The sequence below is a fragment of the Bacillus sp. REN3 genome, assembly GCF_017912555.1.
GTDB lineage: Bacteria > Bacillota > Bacilli > Bacillales > Cytobacillaceae > Mesobacillus.
Genome location: NZ_JAERSD010000022.1, coordinates 1 through 20,645 on the forward strand (window position 1 = coordinate 1; position 20,645 = coordinate 20,645).

15 protein-coding genes are annotated in these 20,645 nt (G+C 43.6%); all 15 read left to right on the forward strand.

Annotated elements, in window-relative coordinates:
- Positions 1-258 precede the first annotated feature (258 nt).
- Positions 259-2,445 (forward strand): SpoIID/LytB domain-containing protein, encoded by a 2,187-nt coding sequence (locus tag JJQ88_RS16680; protein ID WP_210367171.1) that lies wholly within the window; start codon positions 259-261, stop codon positions 2,443-2,445.
- Positions 2,446-2,694: 249 nt separating this feature from the next.
- Complete coding sequence (locus tag JJQ88_RS16685) at positions 2,695-4,896, forward strand: N,N-dimethylformamidase beta subunit family domain-containing protein (RefSeq protein ID WP_210367172.1); 2,202 nt, start codon at positions 2,695-2,697, stop codon at positions 4,894-4,896.
- A 178-nt stretch (positions 4,897-5,074) separates the two neighbouring features.
- Positions 5,075-6,586: an N-acetylmuramoyl-L-alanine amidase gene (locus tag JJQ88_RS16690; RefSeq protein WP_210367173.1), complete on the forward strand. Its 1,512-nt coding sequence runs from the start codon at positions 5,075-5,077 to the stop codon at positions 6,584-6,586.
- A gap of 290 nt (positions 6,587-6,876) precedes the next feature.
- Positions 6,877-7,935 carry a glycosyltransferase family 4 protein gene (locus tag JJQ88_RS16695; protein WP_210367174.1) on the forward strand — a complete coding sequence of 353 codons (1,059 nt, stop codon included), beginning with the start codon at positions 6,877-6,879 and terminating at the stop codon, positions 7,933-7,935.
- Between the two features lie 68 nt (positions 7,936-8,003).
- Positions 8,004-9,242: a glycosyltransferase gene (locus JJQ88_RS16700; protein ID WP_210367175.1), complete on the forward strand. Its 1,239-nt coding sequence runs from the start codon at positions 8,004-8,006 to the stop codon at positions 9,240-9,242.
- Positions 9,239-10,579, forward strand: a complete 1,341-nt coding sequence (locus JJQ88_RS16705) for a flippase (protein WP_210367176.1) — start codon at positions 9,239-9,241, stop codon at positions 10,577-10,579. The genes JJQ88_RS16700 and JJQ88_RS16705 overlap by 4 nt, the downstream gene beginning before the upstream one ends.
- Before the next feature lie 57 nt (positions 10,580-10,636).
- The gene (locus JJQ88_RS16710; protein WP_210367177.1) at positions 10,637-11,653 is read left to right on the forward strand and encodes a Gfo/Idh/MocA family protein; all 1,017 of its coding nucleotides are present in this window, start codon (positions 10,637-10,639) and stop codon (positions 11,651-11,653) included.
- Between the two features lie 19 nt (positions 11,654-11,672).
- Positions 11,673-13,007 carry a nucleotide sugar dehydrogenase gene (locus JJQ88_RS16715; protein WP_210367178.1) on the forward strand — a complete coding sequence of 445 codons (1,335 nt, stop codon included), beginning with the start codon at positions 11,673-11,675 and terminating at the stop codon, positions 13,005-13,007.
- 78 nt (positions 13,008-13,085) lie between these two features.
- A complete protein-coding gene (gene wecB / locus JJQ88_RS16720; RefSeq protein WP_210367179.1) occupies positions 13,086-14,147 on the forward strand; it encodes a non-hydrolyzing UDP-N-acetylglucosamine 2-epimerase in 1,062 nt (353 codons plus the stop codon).
- Between the two features lie 3 nt (positions 14,148-14,150).
- Positions 14,151-15,383, forward strand: coding sequence for a glycosyltransferase family 4 protein (locus tag JJQ88_RS16725; protein ID WP_210367180.1), 1,233 nt, complete (start codon positions 14,151-14,153; stop codon positions 15,381-15,383).
- A 7-nt stretch (positions 15,384-15,390) separates the two neighbouring features.
- Positions 15,391-16,530, forward strand: a complete 1,140-nt coding sequence (locus JJQ88_RS16730; RefSeq protein WP_210367181.1) for a glycosyltransferase family 4 protein — start codon at positions 15,391-15,393, stop codon at positions 16,528-16,530.
- Between the two features lie 21 nt (positions 16,531-16,551).
- Positions 16,552-17,661 (forward strand): DegT/DnrJ/EryC1/StrS family aminotransferase, encoded by a 1,110-nt coding sequence (locus tag JJQ88_RS16735; RefSeq protein WP_210367182.1) that lies wholly within the window; start codon positions 16,552-16,554, stop codon positions 17,659-17,661.
- An 18-nt stretch (positions 17,662-17,679) separates the two neighbouring features.
- On the forward strand, positions 17,680-18,390 hold the full coding sequence (locus tag JJQ88_RS16740) for an N-acetyltransferase (protein ID WP_210367183.1): 711 nt from the start codon (positions 17,680-17,682) through the stop codon (positions 18,388-18,390).
- 84 nt (positions 18,391-18,474) lie between these two features.
- On the forward strand, positions 18,475-19,977 hold the full coding sequence (locus JJQ88_RS16745) for an O-antigen ligase family protein (RefSeq protein WP_210367184.1): 1,503 nt from the start codon (positions 18,475-18,477) through the stop codon (positions 19,975-19,977).
- A complete protein-coding gene (locus JJQ88_RS16750) occupies positions 19,970-20,644 on the forward strand; it encodes a hypothetical protein (RefSeq protein ID WP_210367185.1) in 675 nt (224 codons plus the stop codon). The genes JJQ88_RS16745 and JJQ88_RS16750 overlap by 8 nt, the downstream gene beginning before the upstream one ends.
- Position 20,645 lies beyond the last annotated feature (1 nt).

Consider the following 20,645-nt stretch of genomic DNA (forward strand, 5'->3'; position numbering starts at 1 on the left):
AAATCAACGGACTATTTTCCAAGCAGTCTCAAAAATAAAGAGGGTGCCCAAAAGTTTATACTTTTGGGACACCCTCTTTTTTTCTTGCTATAAAAATGATATATAAGAAGATTTGTACAAGGGAACCAAAAAAATGCTAAATCCCCATTTACTCATTTTACAATTTTTGATAGATTTGTTATATATGAAATATTTTCGTAAAAAAAGGAGGGTTATTTGTCGATTATTTCTTTTGTTTAACATCTAGGAGGGTAAAAATTGATCAATAAAAGGATTTCCTTCATTCTAATTTTAGCCATTTGTTTCTCGTTGTTGCCGTTTACTTCTTTTGCCCAGGCTGCGAGTATTTCCGTCAAATTAAGCAATTATATTGGGAATACGCGTTCAATCAATTTGACAAGCGTTGGTGAATATAAGCTTGCGAATGGAAACATTAGAATGTCAGGAAAGGACCGCTTCGCTGTTGCCAACAATGTTGCCTCAAGTGGTTGGACAAAGTCCGATACTGTAATTCTAGTTAACTATAAGGCTTTTGCGGATGCCTTAGCTGCCACTCCGTTTGCTTACTATAAAAATGCTCCAATTCTATTAACATTGCCTGACCGTTTAGAAAGCCAAACATTACAGAAACTAAAGGAATTAAGCCCAAGAACCGTCTATATTGTTGGCGGAACGGGGAGTGTTTCCACAAGTGTTGGTTCTGAGCTCCAAAAATTTGTTCCTGAAGTCAGGAGGATTGCAGGCCGTGATCGTTTTGAGGTCGCCAATAAGCTGGCTGCACAAATCCCTAATAATGGGAAAGCTGTAATTGCCAATGGACTTGTATTTGCTGACGCACTTTCCATTGCACCTTATGCAGCGAGGAATGGTTATCCTATTCTGCTGACTGCTAAGGATTCCTTGCCGAGCTATACAAAGTCCGCCCTTCAAGGCAGACAGAGCACTTTGATTGTTGGAGGCACTGGCAGTGTCAGCAGCGCAGTGGCTGGTCAATTGCCGTCGCCGCGGCGGATTGGCGGGGCTGACCGGTTCGAAGTATCCGCTAATATCGTCAGGGAATTGAACCTTCCGGCTGAAACAGCCTTTATTTCAACAGGTCTGTCCTTTGCAGATGCGCTGACTGGCTCGGTTCTCGCCGCCAAGCAGAACGCTCCATCGTTGTTGACCAGGCCGGACAGGCTTCCAGCAGCAATCGATACTGTTATTGATGAAAAGAAAATCTCTAGCTTTACGATCCTTGGCGGAACCGGTTCTGTCAGTGAAGCTGTCGTAGCAAGTCTTCCAAATGAAGTGAGGCTGGCAGAGGGTACATCATACTCGGTGAAAAATGAAAATAATAGATTGGTATTATATAAAGGCACACAGAAATTGAAGGACTTTGGTTCTTCCCAATTTGCGCTCGTGCCAGCAAGGTACAGCACGGCTAACCAAATCAAACTCAATAACAAGCCATATCTTGGCAAAATGGAATTCTACCTTGAAAACAGCTATGTTCGCCCAATCAACCGTGGCATTCCTTTCGAAGACTACTTGAAAGGTGTCGTCCCGCATGAAATGCCAGCAAGCTGGGAATTAGAGGCGCTTAAGGCGCAGGCGGTGGCAGCCCGGACTTACTCGATCAATTCGGTCGGCAAAGTGGTCGATGATACACAGTACTTCCAAGTATATGGCGGAGCAACATGGATAAACGATTATTACCAGCAACGGACCAATCGTGCAGTCAATGAGACAGCAGGAAAAGTATTGAGATATAATGGAAACCCGATTTCTGCTGTATTCTCTTCAAGCAATGGCGGATACATTGAATCGAATGCCAATGCCTGGGGAACCGCACTTGTTCCTTATTTAAATGCCAAACAAGATGATCACGATCCTATAATTCAATGGTCCATTCCGATGAAAAAGACGCAGATCAATATGGAACCATATAACACCAATCTAAAGAACCCTGGACACTGGTGGGGATCCATAAAAGAAGCTGACTCGAAGGTCACAGCCAGCATTAAAAACTGGCTATATAAAAAAGATATCAATTACGCGAATACCGAAATCAAAATTGTCTCAATCAATAATTTCATTATTTCACCTGAAAGAACAACCGGTGATAGAAGCATCAAAGCAACTTTGGATATTGATGTCTTCATTAGGTATCCGGCAACGAATACTTATAAGTTGAACAGTGCCAAAGAAATAGAGAAAATAAATGTCAAGAAAACCTTGAGCATCGGAGAATTCCGTTCGATGTTCGGTGCAAGTGTGTTCAAAAGCCATTTGCTTGACCCAGTCACCTATAAGGCAGATACCGATACCTTATACATCAATGGAAAGGGTTATGGCCATGGCGTCGGCATGAGCCAGTATGGGGCAAAGAATATGGCTTCCAAGGGAATTAGTTATGTTAACATCTTGAAACATTATTACCCAAATACCAGTCTAGGCAACTAGAATGCTAAGAAAGGACGCATCCCTCCATTTATGGGTTCGTCCTTTTTTAAACTGATTGAAATTTATAGGCAATTAGGAATTGTCATAATACTTCCTGAAGAAAGATAAAGTTATGCGGTGAAGCAGGCGCCCTGAAGAGCCAATAGGATGTTGTGTGATCTGAAGGCATTTATCAGATCCAATAGTACCAATGGAGATAGCAAAAAAGTGACGATAGAAAAATGTTTCTTTTAATCGGGGGAGTTAGAGTTGTTTAAAAAGTTAATAGTGATGCTGTTGTTTTCCCTCTGGTTTTTCGGTTATGCAGCAATCGATCAAGCGGAAGCTGCTGAACGCCTTGATGGCAAAGATCGCTTCGAAGTAGCAGTAAAGGTTTCGGAAAAAGGCTGGCCTAATGGATCGGAAACGGTCATCTTGGCCAACTATCTTGCGTTTGCTGATGCTTTGGCAGCGACACCATATGCATATTGGAAGAATGCGCCTGTCCTATTGACACAGCCCGGTGTTCTGACTGAGGCAACAAAGGCTGAGATACAGCGACTCAAACCTGCAGAAGTGATTTTGATCGGCGGAGAGGGAAGCTTGAATCCTAGCCTTATTGTTCAAATCAAACAGGCTGGAGTATCAAAAATCACTAGAATAAACGGGAAAAACCGATTCGAGGTGGCAAAAAACATTGCGATCAAAATGCCTCCATCCAATAGCGCGGTCATTTCCTATGGATTGAATTTTCCGGATGCCCTGGCTATTGCACCATATGCTGCCCGGAACGGCTATCCGATCTTATTGACCAATAAGGATACCTTGCCTAAGGAAACAAGGGAAGCTTTGACTGGCCGGAAAGTGGGCCACACGCTTGTCAGCGGGGGGGAGGGAAGTGTCAGCGCCAAGGTTTTTTCGCAGCTTCCTGCCCCCCAGCGGGTTGGCGGAAAGGATCGTTTTGAAGTAGCCAAGAATATTTTCCAGAAATATAATAGGTCAAGCACAAAAGTTTATATCGCGAATGGGCTTACATTTGCGGATGCATTGACTGGGTCAGTTATGGCTGCGAAAGAAAATGCGTCCATTTTGTTGACGTGGCCGACAAGACTGCCTGATGCAACTCAAAATGTCTTGATTGATCGCATGGTAAACAACGTTTTAATATTGGGAGGAACGGGCTCTGTCAACAATAACATCATTTACCTAGCGGGAAAATGGGAAATGAAAAATTGGGCGGGATATGGACTTTCAGGCTATACCTCTTCTCCATCTGTTTTTCCAGGACAATCGCTTACCTTCTATATAAACAGTGACCAGCCGTATCACCTGGAGTTCTACCGAATGGGTTATTACGGCGGAAAGGGGGGACTGTTGAAGGGAACGAAAACAGGTCTCCCTGCTCAAATTCAAAGAAATAAGCCAAATCCAGAAACATTGGACGCGAGGTGGAATCCATCACTCTCTTATAAAATACCATTACACTGGGATAGTGGGTTTTATGTGGCCAAAGTGGTGAGGAAAGATAAGAAGGCAAGCTTCATCCCTTTTGTTGTAAAGGAACAAAGCCCATCAGCCGACTTTACAGTTTTGATTGCGACGAACACTTACCATGCATACAACAACTGGGGCGGGAAAAGTCTTTATGGCTATAATAGCAGCAATAAAGAAGCTGCCGTAAAGTTGTCGTTCAACAGGCCATACAAAAATTATTTCGGCGCTGGAGAGTTCTTCTCATATGAATATAACTTGATCAGATGGCTGGAGAAAAAAGGCTATCGGTTAACCTATGTGACGGATTCCGATGTCCATAATGGACTTCTGAATACTACGCAAGCCAAAAACCTGATCATTGCAGGCCATGATGAATATTGGACCAAACGAATGAGGGACAATATTGAAAGCCTTCCATCCATGGACCTTGCATTGTTCAATGCCAATATTGGTTACTGGCAAATCCGGCTTGAGGATGGTGGGCGCACGATGGTTTCTTATAAAGCCCGTGCAGCTGAGGATCCTTTTAATAAAATTGATCCTTCTCAAGTAACCACTCAATTTAGAATGAATCCCGTTAACAGGGCGGAAGAAAACTTATTCGGGACCATGTATCGGGGAATCCCTGAAAAGACCATGCCAATGATTGTTTCTAATTCTTCCCATTGGATATACAATGGGACCGGGTTGAAGGACGGGGATAAAATAAATGGAGTAGTGGGTGGAGAGGTCGATGCATCTATGTTCACTGAAAATGTAGAGTATATTGCTCGATCCCCTGTGGTTCTTTATGGGAAAGAAGGCTATTCAGATGTCATTTGGTATAACCATCCTGATGGGAGAAAAGTATTTTCTGCAGGCTCTTTCTATTGGAACTGGTTCTTGGATCCATACGGCCATACTGATAAAGCCAGTTACAACAAAAATATTGAAATAATGACAACCAATGCTTTAGATAGACTTAAACTTGAAAACTAGTATTTAGAGTACAGGACCCACGGTTTTTGCCGAGGGTCTTTTCGTATACTTTCTGTAATTTTTAACACAGAATCTTAATCCTATTTAACCAATTTGTATTTTTCTTGGAAAAATCATAGAAATTTGCCTATATCATCCGATAAAATAAGAGAGAGTTCAACTAGAGGAGGCAAAAAGGATGAAGAAAATATTGGTAACCTTGCTGTTTGCTGCCGCGTTTTGTTTTGTAGCCGTGCTACCGGCATCTGCAGAGGGTTACACAATCAGGATTGGCGGACAGGATCGTTTTGAGGTTGCGGTAAATGTTTCTAAGAGGGGTTGGTCATCGTCCAACACCGTTATTTTGGCCAATTATAATGCGTATGCCGATGCTTTGGCTGCAGCTCCATTGGCATATAAATATAATGCTCCTATCCTTTTGACTCAGCCGGGAGTGCTGACTGCGGCTACAAAAGCAGAGATTGATAGACTGAATGCGACATCTGTCATTGCTGTAGGTGGAACTGCCAGCATTTCGGACACGGTTTTGTCACAAGTAAGGGGAATGGGGTTAAAAACACAGAGGATTTCAGGTTCCAACCGTTTTGAAGTCGCGAATAATATTGCGTTGCACATGGGTCGCAGCAGTAAGGTCGTGCTTGCATACGGCTTGAACTTCCCTGATGCGCTGGCGATTGCGCCATATGCTGCGAGGAATGGCTATCCTATTCTTCTGACCAATACAGATGCTGTACCAAGCTCCACTAAAAGCATCATCAACCAATGGGGAGTCAGCCAGACGATCATAGTCGGCGGGGAAGGCAGCATCTCAAAAACTGTCTATAATAGTGTGCCCAACCCATATCGGATAGATGGAAGGAATCGTTTCGAGGTTGCGGCGAATATTGCGGATAAATATTTCCGCACCCGTGCCCAGTCATCCATCGCGACTGGAATGTCGTTTGCCGATGCGCTGACAGGATCTGTTTTTGCAGCGAAAAGAAATGAGCCGATTCTGCTGACTACTTCCACTTCGATTCCAAAAGAAACAAGAAGTTCGATCATCAATAACGGTTACCAGAGCTTTTTTGTTTATGGTGGCCCGGCATCCGTATCCGATGGCGTCTTCAGAACACTGGCTGTTTCTGTTGTTGGCAAAAAAATCATGATTGACGCTGGCCATGGGGGAACAGACCCAGGAGCCATTGGTAAGACAGGCAACGGTACGGAGCTGAAGGAAAAAGATTTAACGTTAGATATATCAAAGAGGGTCCAATCCAGATTGACAAATGCGATGTCAAAAGTTGTGATGACACGGACAGGGGATACATACCCTACCCTAAGTGAGAGGGTGGCCCAGGCGAATCAATCCGGTGCTGACATCTTTGTCAGTATCCATATCAATTCCTTTACCACGTCTTCCCCGCATGGAACAGAAACGTGGTGGAATAGCACCTACAAATCAGCAGACAGCTTGCTCTTAGCCGAGGAAATCCAAAAAGAACTGATCAGGACGCTCGGCACATATGACAGGGGAGTAAAACACGGTGACTTCAAAGTCATAAGGGAAACAACAATCCCTAGTGTGCTTGTGGAAGTGGCATTCGTATCAAATAAGGATGATGCCAACAGGCTTGCAGATCCTGTTTTCAGACAAAAGGCTGCTGATGCTGTTTACAGAGGCATTATTAATTATTTCAATAAAAAGTGAACCTTATCCCTGTTGGATTTATTCCAATAGGGTTTTCCTTTTATTACAATGTGTTCTTGATATAAGTTATATGGAAAATAAAAATAATTGACATTGTTGCCCTGCAGGTTAAAAATAGAGGGAGATGAGGTTTTAAGGTTAAGCGTACAGGAAAAATAACCATTAAGCCCATTTCCGGTTCTGAAATAAATGTAACGGAAAATTAATGGATAATAAATTGAATAATAGGCGGACTATGATACACTTATTGAGGGTTTTTAAATTACGGATCACAAAGAGGAGAAGTCAGTATGACTGCACAATTGATAGTAGCATTTTTTGTTTCCTTCTTTACCGTTCTGGTTGCTACGCCATTTGTCATAAAATTAGCGCATAAAATCAACGCTACCGATAAACCGAATCACCGGAAAGTCCACGAGAAGGTAATGCCGCGTTTAGGCGGTCTTGCCATTTTCCTTGGTGTGATCGCTGGTTTTTTTGCAGCTGGACTCTATACACAGAAGATTACCGGCATTTCTATTGGCGCAATTCTGATTGTTATACTCGGTATCCTGGATGACAAATATGAGTTGTCTGCGAAAGTGAAACTGCTTGGCCAGATTGCGGCAGCTGGAGTGGTTGTAAGTACAGGATTGACAATTGAATTCATAAGTATACCTTTTTTGGAAAAATTTAATTTAGGAATTTGGTCGATTCCCGTCACAATCTTTTGGATTGTTGCCATTACCAATGCCATTAACTTGATTGATGGGCTGGATGGCCTTGCTGCGGGTATCTCATCGATCGGCATAGCGACTATCGCCTTTATGGCGGGCGCGGCGGGAAAGTCATTGATCCTGACCTTGGCGTTGATTTTGCTCGGAAGCACGCTTGCTTTCCTTTTTTATAATTTCCATCCTGCAAAGATTTTCATGGGAGATACTGGTGCGTTATTTCTTGGCTATTCTATTGGTATCCTTTCCCTGCTGGGATTATACAAGAGCGTCACATTATTCAGCTTCATTGTGCCGATCATCATATTAGGCGTGCCGATATTCGATACAACATACGCCATCATCCGGAGGGTTGTGAATAAGCAGCCGATTTCGGCGCCGGATAAAAGCCATTTGCACCATCGGATTCTGGCTATTGGCCTGTCACATCGCAATACGGTACTTGTCATATATGCGCTTGGCATTCTCTTTAGTGTATCTGCTGTTCTTTTTGAAACATCTACCCTTTGGGGATCTTTGTTGATTGTTTCCGGTTTGCTTATCCTTTTCCAGGTCATTGCTGAATTAATCGGACTTGTTAATGACCGGCATAAACCTTTCATTAAAATGTACAGGAAAGTGACTGGAAAACATTAAAAACGAAAACCGTTTGTGGCTAAGCTTACAAACGGTTTTTCAAACTTCTTTTGATTTGAGTGATGATGATGAAACAGGAACTGATTCTGATTACGAATCGTTATCCATTTTATCCAGGGGAAGAGTTTCTGAAGCTGGAATTGGATTTTCTATGTGAAAAATTTCGCAAAGTACATATCATTCCCGTTAACAGTCTGGATCATTCCAAACAAAGGGAATTGCCAGCAAATGCCGAAGTTCACCTTGTTCCTGGTTTCCAGGGAAAAAGAGCGGCTTCATATAAGTTAAGCTGGATTCATGACCGACAGGGTCTCAAGTGGTTCCTATCGGAAAGCGGCAAGGCTAAAGCGTTTGGTGCGAAGGGATTTGGAAAGCTTGCCTCCTGGACGGCGAATGCTGTGAAACTGCGCAGCTATATAGAAAACAATATAATGTCAGCGGAAAACGATGCTGACTTTGTTGTTTATTCCTATTGGCTTTCCCTTGCACCTGGAATCGCTTTGTTGAAGGAAAAATATCCGTCAATCCATGCCTATTCCCGGGGACACGGAGGGGACATATACGAAGATCGGCATAAACCTCCTTATTTGCCATTCAAACAAAAGCTGATTGGCAAACTGGACAATTTGTTCCTGATTTCAGATAACGGGCGGCAGTATCTTTCTGGCCAGGCAAGCGGGAATCATGATCATCTTGAAACCTGGCGGCTTGGAACCCTTAAGCCTGATGGTGAGTCGCCAAGTTCAAAGGACGGAACTTTCCGGATAGTCAGCTGTTCGTATATTGTGCCGGTTAAACGGCTTGAATTACTAATAAATAGCCTTCAGCATTGCGAGGAAAAAATCCACTGGACCCATATTGGCGACGGGCCGGCGAGAGCGGAAATCGAACAGCTTGCAGCCGCTTTGCCTGATCACGTCTCGTGCGAATTCAAGGGCAGCCTTGGGAATTCCGAGGTAATGGATTTTTACACAAGTAATGCTGTGGACATGTTTGTTAATGTCAGTTCAAGTGAAGGGATTCCTGTCGCCATCATGGAAGCATTCAGCTGCAGGATTCCTGCTTTAGCGACGGATGTAGGCGGAACACGGGAGCTGGTGAACGACAGAAACGGCCATTTGATACCGAAGGATTTTGATGTGAAGGAACTTGCGGGGATTTTTGATTCATTTGCAAGATCCCCGCACGAAGACAGGGAGAAGCGGCGTGAAGCTGCTTATCAAACCTGGAATGAATTGTACAATGCTAAGAAAAATTATTCAGCTTTTGCAGAAAAACTAGCAGGCAATGGTGGAACAGGATCATGACAAAGGAAAACAGCTTTATTAAAAACAGCTTTATCACGCTTGTCAGACAGCTGACAAGCATTGTGATTGGCACGCTCCTGATCATCATCATCGCCAGGGTGCTCGGAAGCGAGCTGCAGGGTGAATATGCGCTGATCACCAACTTCCCGGCCATCTTGATGATGTTCGTGAATTTAGGCATCAATATATCGACAGTATATTATGTGAGCCGCCAGGAGATTAACGCAGGTGAAAGCTTCTTCAATAATCTGATCATCGGAATCATCTTGAGTGTCATAGGTGTGATTGCCGGCTTCATCACCATTTACTTTTTCGGTGATAAATTATTCAAGGGTATTGATGATCACTCATATGTCTATTTGATTCTGCTTGCGCTTCCGTTTATGTTGTTGAATACGTTCTTTCAAACCATTTTCCAAGGTATACAGGATTTCAGGGTTTTCAATACGATCCTGGTTGTAACGCAATTCACTAACCTTTTTCTTGTATTGGCTTTGATTGTTGTATTCGATTACGGCCTTGTTGGCGCCTTGATCGCTTTTATCAGCGGGCACGCGCTAACTCTGATTTTCATCCTTGTATTCAGCGTCAAAAGATTCAATCTTAAAAGGTCCAATATGAGACTGAACATACCATATTTAAAAAAATCATTTAAATATGGGTTCAAATCCTATATGAGCAATCTGGTCACATTCCTGAATTACAGGATCAATATCTATCTGCTTGGCTTCTTTATCGGAAATGGGGCTGTCGGGCTTTATTTCACCGCTCTGAATCTTGGCGAGAAGCTGTCCGTATTCACTCAATCTATTTCCGCGGTACTGATGCCAAGAATTGCTTCGATGGGGACAGAGGAAGAGAGGAACCATCTGACTTCGATTGTCAGCCGGTTCACCATGGTGTTTATGCTGGCTTTTGCTGTTTTTCTCTTTTTCACGATTGATTTCCTTGCTCCTGTCTTGGGAAGTGACTATAAACAAACACCATTTTTCTTAAAAATCCTTCTCCCTGGAATTTCATTGCTGGCCGTGGAAAAATTGCTATCCAACGATATAGCCGCCAGAGGGAAACCGGAAATCAACATGAATGTTTCCATTTTCAATGTGATTTTCAGTACCATCCTGAATCTTATCTTGATTCCTGAATATGGGGCTACCGGAGCGGCAATCGCAACTTCGATATCATATAGCCTAAGCTTTGTGATCAAAGCAATCTTGTTCAAGCGCGTTTCCGGCGAGGCCTATGCTAAATTCCTGCTCTTTAAAAAAGAGGATATCTTGCTGGTGAAAAGACTGATTGCCAGACAGCCATTTTTTAAAAAGCTTAAAGGGAGTTAAGTTTTCATATAGATGTGTTTTCATGACAATAAATTTCTAGTGAAGGAGACTTTTTCAATGGTTAAATTTGCGATTGTTGGCTGCGGCCATATAGCTAAAAAGCATGCTGAGGCAATCACTAAAACGGAAGGTGCGGATTTCGTCGCTGTTTGCGATACAGACCCTTCCAAAATGGAAGAATTCATCGATCAATATCATGTAAAGGGGTATACCCAGCTTTCAGAGCTTTTAGAGAAAGAAGCTGTTGATGTCATCAATATCTGCACCCCTAGCGGTTTCCACGCATCGATTGCCGTAGAGGCTGCCAATGCCAAGAAGCATGTAGTTGTTGAGAAGCCGATTGCGATGACGCTCGAAGATACGGATGCCATCATCAATGCTTGCAAAGAAAATAATGTGAAACTATCGGTGGTCCACCCTAACCGCTTCCGTCCGGTGATGATGGAACTGAAAAAGGTGATGGACGAGCAGAAGCTGGGCAAGCTGAGCCATGCGAATGCTACTGTTAGATGGAACCGTAATGATGCTTACTATCAACAGGCTGCATGGCGTGGAACGAAACAGTTCGATGGCGGCGTATTGATGAACCAGGCGATCCACAACCTTGACTTGATCCTCTGGCTGATGGGTGATGTTGAAGAGGTTTACAGCATGGAAGCCACAAGGCTCCGGAACATCGAATCGGAGGATGTTTCAACCGGTGTCATCCGTTTCAAAAATGGAGCTCTGGGTATAGTAGAGGCAGCAACTACGATTTACCCATCGAATCTTGAAGAAACAATCAGTGTTTTTGGAGAGACCGGCACCATCAAAATCGGCGGCAAGACAGCAAGCCTTGTTGAACACTGGAATGTCCAGGACCAATCAGATGAAGCAACGAATAATATTATCGAAAAGGTGAAAAATGACCCTATCGGCAAGCCGGGCCACCAGTGCATCATCGAGGACATGGTCGAAGCGATCAAGGAAGACCGCGAACCGATCGTTACTGGTCTTGATGGAAGAAAGGCACTCGAGCTCGTGATGGCATTTTATGAATCAGCTAGTTCCAATAAACCTGTTAAAATAAATTAATCATAAATGAGGGATTAACATGAGTGAACAAGTACAATTAAGTTCAGTTGGAAAAGAACTTCTGGAAAAAATCACAAATAGGCAAGCTACAATTGGAGTGGTCGGCCTCGGATATGTCGGGCTGCCGCTGGCAGTTGAAAAAGCAAAGGCAGGATACAAGGTCATTGGCTTTGATGTGCAGGAAAAAAGAACTGATATGGTCAATCAGGGAATCAACTATATCGGCGATGTTGTCGATGAAGAACTGAAGGAAATAGTGGCTGATAAAAAGCTTGCAGCGACAACCGATTATTCAAAGATCAAGGATGTGGACGCTGTCGCGATCTGTGTGCCTACACCGCTTGATATTTATCAGCAGCCAGACACTTCTTATGTAGAAAGCTCAGGGAAAGAAATCGCGAAATATCTGCACAAAGGCATGCTGGTTGTCCTCGAAAGCACTACATACCCTGGGACAACAGAGGAAGTGCTTAAGCCGATCCTTGAGGGAAGCGGCCTGAAGTGCGGTGAGGACTTTTTCCTTGCTTATTCACCTGAACGTGTAGATCCGGGCAACAAGCATTATAATACGAAAAATACCCCAAAGGTTGTCGGTGGAATCACGCCTGCCTGTACGGCCATTGCGTCCGAATTGTACAGTAGCGTCCTGGAAGGAGATGTCCATCAGGTCTCAAGCCCTGCCGTTGCAGAAATGGAGAAGATTCTTGAAAACACGTTCCGCCACATCAACATTGCCCTTGCGAATGAAATGGCGATCCTTTGCAATAAGATGGGGATTGATGTCTGGGAAGTCATCGATGCAGCGGCTACCAAACCATACGGCTTTATGCCATTCTATCCAGGACCAGGGCTTGGCGGACACTGTATCCCTATCGATCCGTTCTATTTAACATGGAAAGCAAGAGAGTATAACTACCATACTCGTTTGATTGAGCTTGCTGGCGAAATCAACAACAGCATGCCTGAGTTTGTTGTCAATAAAGCAATGTACGCATTGAATGGCGAAGGGAAAGCGTTAAGGGGCTCGAAGATCGCTGTCCTTGGTGTTGCATACAAGAAGGATATTGATGATGTCAGGGAATCCCCGGCACTTCCAATCATTGAAACATTGTATAACGAAGGTGCGGAATTGTTTGTCTGCGATCCACATGTCAAATCTTTCCGTTCTTGCGGCATGGTGATGGAAACCGTGGAGCTTACCGAGCAAGTGCTTGAAGACGCAGACCTTGTTATCATTACAACTGACCATACTGCATTTGACTACGAGATGATCAGCAAATCAGACAAAGTGGTATTTGATACACGGAATGCATTAAAAAATTATGAAAAACCGAAAAAATACGTTAAGCTATAGAAAATTGGATAAGTAGCATAGAAGCCTTTTCTATGCTACTTCTTTTGATATCTCTAAAAGCAAAGGGGATTCTCTATTATGAAGTTTCTAACTGTGATTGGAGCCAGGCCGCAATTCATCAAAGCTGCTCCTGTATCAAGGGAACTCAGAAAGTTACATACCGAGATCTATGTCCATACAGGCCAGCATTATGATAAAAATATGAGCGATATTTTCTTTGAGGAATTGAATATTCCCAAACCCGACTATCATCTGAATGTCGGATCATCCACCCATGGAAAACAGACAGCTGCCATGCTGGAGGGAATCGAAAAAATCATTTTTGATGAGAAACCTGATTACCTGCTTGTATATGGGGATACAAACTCGACTGTCGCAGGAGCGATGGCCGCAGCTAAGCTGCACATTCCCGTCATTCATATCGAAGCGGGATTAAGAAGCTTCAATAAGCGAATGCCGGAAGAAATCAACCGGATCATGACAGACCATATCTCCGATTATTTATTCTGTCCAACCGAGACAGCGGTTCAAAACCTTCAAAATGAAAATGTGACCCGCAATGTTTTCAATGTGGGAGACGTTATGAATGATGCGGTCCTGTACAACCGTCAGCTTTCAGAAGAAAAATCTACGATTCTCGAGAAGAACGGTCTGGAACGGAATGGTTATTACTTAATCACGGTTCATCGTGCTGAGAACACCGATGATCCGGAAAATATCCAGAATATCATCAAGGCATTTTCAAACATCGAAGGGAAGAAGGTTTGGCCGATCCACCCTCGCACAAGGAATGTTTTAAGCACTATGGGGGTCGATTTGAACTCAGTTCCCGATTTGCTTGTTATCGATCCTGTCGGTTACCTTGATATACTGTCGCTTGAAAGCAACGCAAAGAAAATCATCACTGATTCTGGCGGTATGCAAAAAGAAGCCTATTTCCTAGAGGTTCCCTGCGTAACGCTAAGAGAACAGACGGAATGGGTCGAGACATTGGAGGATGAGGCGAACATCCTGACAGGAACAAATGTGGAAGAGATCCTGAACGCTGTCCAGAAAAACGTGGATCCATCCTATAAGAACTATTTTGGCGATGGCCGAGCCTCAGCTAAAATAGTCGAGCATTTCAACAAAGAGGTTTAAAAAATGAGAATTACTTTCTTAAGTGAAAACTTCCCGCCCGAAACGGGAGCACCCCAGATCAGGCTATATGAAGTCAGCAGAGAGCTGATCAAGCGGGGGTATGAGGTAGAAGTGCTGACCGCATTCCCCCATCATCCAGATGGAGTCATTCCCGATGAATATAAAGGGAAGTTCTATCAATTCGAACACTTTGACGGTATCCCGGTTCATCGAAGCTGGATTTATCCAAGTCCGAAGGGAAGCTTCTGGTTACGGTTGCTCTCTTATTTTTCCTTTACTTTCAGCGCCTTTTATTCAGTGCTTAAGTCTCATAAGACTGATGTCATCATCTGTACTTCCCCTCCGCTATTCCTGGGGATCACAGGCTATTTTGCATCAAAATTCAAAAGAGCGAAATTCGTTTTCAACGTAGCGGATATTTGGCCGGAATCCGCAGTCGAACTTGGCATCTTGAAGAATAAGGCATTCATCAAAATGGCGGAATGGCTTGAAAACTGGCTGTATAAAAAATCCTGGAAAATCGCAACGGCGACAGAAGGAATCCTTGATTATATGGTAAGAAAAGGGAAGTCGCAAAAGCAGGTTTTCCTGCTTCCGAACGGCGTCAACACGGAGACATTTGCCCCTCGGGAACCAGACAAGCTGTGGTTGGATCAGCTGGGTTTTGAAGGCAAGAAGGTTTTTACCTTCGCCGGAAGGGTTGGCTATGCCCAAGGGCTGGATGCTGTGCTGAAGGCAGCTAAAGTGGTCGAGGGAATCAATCCGGATGTTCGATTCTTGATTATCGGAGATGGGCCTGAAAAGGAAGCATTGATGAAGTTGAAAGAAGAACTGCAGCTTGCCAACCTTGTTTTCCATGATGCTGTACCAGTCACCGAAATGCCAAATATCTTTTCAATTACAGATTTCTCGATCGTATCACTCAGGAATATCGAGCTATTCAAGGGCGCTAGGCCGTCCAAGATTTTTCCAGCGCTGGCAAGTGGAGTCCCAGTTTTATATTGCGGTGCCGGGGAAAGTGCGGAACTGATTGGGGACAACCATTGCGGAATCATTGCCGAACCCGAAAATCCCGATGATATTGCCAGGAAAATCATCGAATGCGCGGCCCTGGATGAAGTGGACTATAAAGGTTATGCTCAATCGGGAAGGACATTTGTCGAAAACTATTACTCCTGGAAAACCATTGTCGATGACCTGTTGGAAAATATCAGGGACGATCAATCAGTAAGGTAGTGAAAACATGAAGGTATGCCATTTAACATCGGTCCACTCAGCAAATGACACAAGGATTTTCATAAAGGAATGTCAGTCCTTGCAAATGGCCGGCCATGAGGTGTATTATGTTGTCCCGAATGTGGAGGATTCCGAAAAAGGCGGAGTGAAAATACGCGGAATCCATTCAGATGCAAACGGGCAGTTGGCCAGAATGCGAAAAACAACAAAGAAGGTATACGAAAAAGCCCTGGAAATCGATGCAGACCTTTATCATTTCCACGATCCGGAGTTGATGCCGGTGGGCCTTAAGCTGAAAGCCAGAGGGAAAAAGGTTGTTTACGATGTACATGAGGATGTACCGGAGCAGGTGTTATCAAAACAGTGGATTCCCAAGCCATTAAGGAAATTCATTTCGGTACTGGTCCGGAATTATGAACGCTATGCATCGAAAAAATTCGATATTATCTCGACAGCGACCCCAACCATTGCTGAACGCTTTAAGACGTATAATGAAAATACAATAACAATTCACAATTATCCTCTTTTAGATGAGCTGTCAGCGAATTATAATGACAGAGTATCTAAAACAGGGAACACGGCTCTTTATATCGGCGGGATTTATGTTCTTAGAGGAATCAGGGAAATGGTCAAAGCTGTTGAAAAGCTGAACGAAGAGGTACCTTGTACATTCGTGCTCGCTGGCTCGTTCGCGCCAGCTTCCCTTGAAGAGGAAGTCAGGAACATGACTGGTTTCAAGTATACGGATTTTAAAGGGTTCCTTGACCGTACCGGGGTAAAAGAGGCACTGACGGAAGCGGACATGGGACTTGTTCTCCTGCATCCCGAACCGCGTTTCATTGTCTCCTTGCCGATCAAGATGTTTGAATATATGTCGGCAGGAGTACCTGTTATCGCCTCGGATTTTCCGATTTGGAAGGAAATCGTCGAGGAAAACAATTGTGGAATCTGTGTCGATCCGTTGAATGTCACCCAAATTGCTGATGCAATGAAGTGGATTCTCGAACATCCAGAGATAGCCGCAGAAATGGGCAAAAATGGACGCCGTGCTGTCGAAACGATTTATAATTGGGAAGAAGAAAGCAAAAAGCTCGTCAAAGCCTATCGGCAGCTTGAAGGGAACTTAGATGCTGAAGCTCAAAATTAAATGAAAAGAGAGGAATCAATCATGAAAGTAACAATGCTTGATTTATCAGAACAGTATCAATCACTGAAAGGTGAAATCATGGAGGCGCTTGATGACGTCATGTCGAAATCCCATTTCATCTTGGGAGCCAATGTCAAGAAGCTGGAAAGCGATGTAGCTGAGTACAGCGGCGTGAGCCATGGAGTAGGGGTTGCAAACGGCAGCGATGCCTTGCATATTTCGTTACAGGCTTGCGGAGTAGGCAGTGGGGATGAAGTCATCGTTCCTGCCTTCACATTCTTTGCTACTGCAGGAGCAGTTGCCAGGGCAGGAGCAACACCAGTTTTTGTTGACATCGACCCAAAAACATTCAACATCGATCCGAAGAAAATTGAACAGGCGATCACAGAGAAAACAAAGGCAATTGTTCCAGTACACCTATATGGCCAGATGGCTGATATGGATGCGATTGTTGAGATTGCCGAGAAACATGGTCTGGCAATCGTGGAAGATGCGGCACAGGCAATTGGTTCCTTATATAAAGGCAAAAAAGTTGGCCAGTTGGGCACTACTGCATGCTATAGCTTCTTCCCGACAAAAAACCTGGGAGCATACGGCGATGCTGGGATGATTGTTACAAAGGACGATGAAATCGCTGAAAAGATGCGCGTCATCCGTGTCCACGGAAGCAAGCCGAAGTACTATCACCATGTCCTTGGTTATAATAGCCGCCTTGATGAGCTTCAAGCAGCTATTCTCAATGTGAAATTCCCTCACCTGAATGATTGGAGCGAATTGCGCAGGGAAAGAGCGGAAAACTATACAAAACTTTTGAATGAACAAGTTAAAGACGTTGTGACTCCGTATATAGAGGAACACAACTATCACGTTTTCCACCAATATACAATCCGTGTACAAAGAAGGGACGAGCTTCAGGAATTCCTGAAGGAGAATGGCGTCAGCACAATGATTTATTATCCAAAACCATTGCACCTTCAGCCTGTATTTGCTGAACTGGGTTATAAAGAAGGAGACCTGCCGGAAACAGAAAAGGCATGTTCAGAGGCTTTATCCTTGCCAATGTTCCCGGAATTGAAGCTTGAGCAGCAGGAATATGTCGTTAGCAAGATTGCTGAATTTTATTCAAAATAAGTGATAGGGAGCGTTTAGATGAATACTCCAAATAAGGGAAACAATGTTGTGATCGGGGACAATGTCACATTTGGCGAAAATGTCTCTATAGGCCATAATGTCATCATTTATGATGGCACAAGCATAGGAGATAACGTGCTGATCCAGGATAATGCTGTCATTGGAAAGCAGCCGAGCAGGGCAAAGAATTCCATCCTTCCTGATGTGAAGAAACTCCCTCCGGCAAAAATCGGCTCTGGCTGCACAATCGGTACTTCTTCTATCATCTATGCGAATGCTGATTTGGCAGATGACGTCTTTGTCGCTGACCTTGCAACCATCCGCGAACGGGTGACAATCGGAGAGAAAACAATTGTCGGCCGCGGTGTCGCAGTGGAAAATGATTGTAAAGTCGGTACAAAGTGCAAGCTGGAGACCAACTGCTACATCACTGCTTATTCCGAGCTTGGTGACTATGTATTTGTGGCTCCTGGTGTCGTAACAACAAATGATAATTATATGGCACGCTCAGCAGAAAGATATGATAAGTTCAAAGGAATTACCATCAAGGATGGCGGCCGGATTGGTGCCAACACTACCACTCTTCCAGGGATTGTGATTGAGGAGGATGGCGCGGTAGGAGCCGGAAGCATCGTTACCAAAGATGTGAAAAAAGAAGAACTTGTCGTAGGGACACCCGCTAAAGCAATTCGGAAAGTGCCTGAAAATCAACTGCTTAGGAATCAATAACAGTATAGTGGGAGGTTGGTGTTTTCCATCAGCCTCCCATACAATGTAAACGGAAAATTACTAAAAGGTTAAAAGGTGACTAGGATGCAGAATTTATATATACATAAGGTTATTCAGCAACTTATAGCGGCCCTTTTAATTTCGATCCTTTCGGGCTGGGTGGTTGTCCGCGCTTTGTCTTCTACAAGCTCCATGGCCATCTTCGGAAGTGCCGCAATACTCCTGTTCATAGCTTTCATTCTGGTTCTTTTTACAAAGTCATTATTGAAAAGGCTAGGCTTGAAGAATCTGATCCTTTATGCGTTCATTGCCTCTTCCTTCATTGGCCCTGGCTTATTATCCCTCAAAATAGGCCCCATATCTTTATTCCCGTATCGTGTCCTATTGCCGGTTGCATTGGCTCTATTCCTGCTAAATTGGGCAAGGAGCAAAAACCTTTCCATATTCGGAAGGGAACCAGTGAAGCCTGTGCTTGTTTTTTTGTTCTCCTGGATCATTTTCGCCTTGATTTCTCTGCTATGGGTTCAATCACTGGTGGAAGGAGTAAAGGATATCTTCTTTCTTGTGTCCGGAATCTTCTTTATCTTCCTGTTCGTGTTTCTTTTCAATAAAAGGAAAGAATATACAAGCTTGCTATATCTATGGATTTTTGTCATGATATTCATGTTAATGATAGGTTTCTGGAATTATCTTACCCACCAGCAGCTGCCTGTATCCCGGCTGTATTATATGGGAGCATACGTGAAACATCGCCCTACCGCTGTTTTTGCGAATGAAAACGACTATGCAAGTTATCTGGCGCTAAGCTTCTTTTTTGCGTTTGCTGTTTTTCTCCGTTTTGAACCTGGAAAGTGGCAGCTGAAGACCATTCTCATTCGCCTTGTTGCCGGTATCCTGATGTTATCCACGATTTTTCAAATCTATACCAGTGAATCACGAGCGAACTTACTGGCCCTGTTTGTAGGCCTGGTATTCTGGTTCTTGTTATATACAGGGAAAAGAGAAAAAAGGATTGTGATCTTGGCCGGATTCGCAGTATTTATTCCAGGAATCATCTTGTTCTCGAGCGAGATTTTGGCCGCCTTCAACCAGATCTGGCAACAAGTAAGCAGTACTTTCAGGCCATCCTACAACGAGGAAGCATCAACCGATATCAGGATCAATTTGTTGAAGAATGCCCTGATTTTCATTGCCGGTTCGATAGGATTGGGGATTGGCGCAGGTAATATTGAATACTATATGAAGCATTACGCAGAGCTTCCTACAGCAGGCATTGTCAACATCCATAACTGGTGGGCGGAAATCTTTGTCCATTATGGCATTTTTATCTTCATTGGGTATCTGTTCCTGTATCTATGGCTGATGGTCAGCTTATACAGATTGCACCGCCAGTCCTGGAACTGGAAAGACAGAATGATCACGCAGGCGTTAGGGACAAGCCTTGCAGCTTTCTTTCTTGCAAGCATGAGCCCGAGTTCGTTCATGACATTGAATTATTCCTGGATTCTTATTGCGTTTGCAATAGGCTATATAAACTTCAGACTGAAAAATAAGGAAGAACAGAAGGAGCTATCGACCAATGAATGAATTGTTGAAAAGACTACGGAAACGATTTAAAAAACTTGCAATCCTTTTATTGCTGATCCCGATCTTAACGGCTGCTGCCGGGTACTTTTTTGCTTCGCAAGTTCCTTCAACCTACACAGCAAATTCAAAGATCATATTAGGGAATTTTGATAAAGAGACCCTAAATGACCCGATCATGATGAAAGCCCGTATTTCTTCAAGTGAATTTTTAAAGCGAATCAACAAAGAATACGAACTTGACATGGATGTAGACCAGGTAAAGTCCAGGTTGAACGTGAATGCTGTTGTACCTGAAAAAACACTTGAATTAAGCATCTCAGGCAAGAATAGGGATCAGGTTGAACAGACATTAAAGCAAGTAACTAAGGGAATCATGAAAGAGCAAACCAACAGGTATAATCGTGAAGTTGCTACCATAGACAATAACATTGAAGATATCATTAACGAGGATTCAGAATCGGAGGATATAACCAAGATAACAAGAATTTATGAACGTAATAAAGATAAAACGAATTTGCGGAATTCAATGATAGCTGAGGATGTATCTGTTTCCGAAAACAGCGGTCCTTCGCCAAAGCAAAGTGTTGTCCTAGGACTTTTAGTTGGATTGATTTTGAGTGTCTTTATCCTTGGCCTTCCTGAATTATTCAGGGAAGAGAAAAAATAAG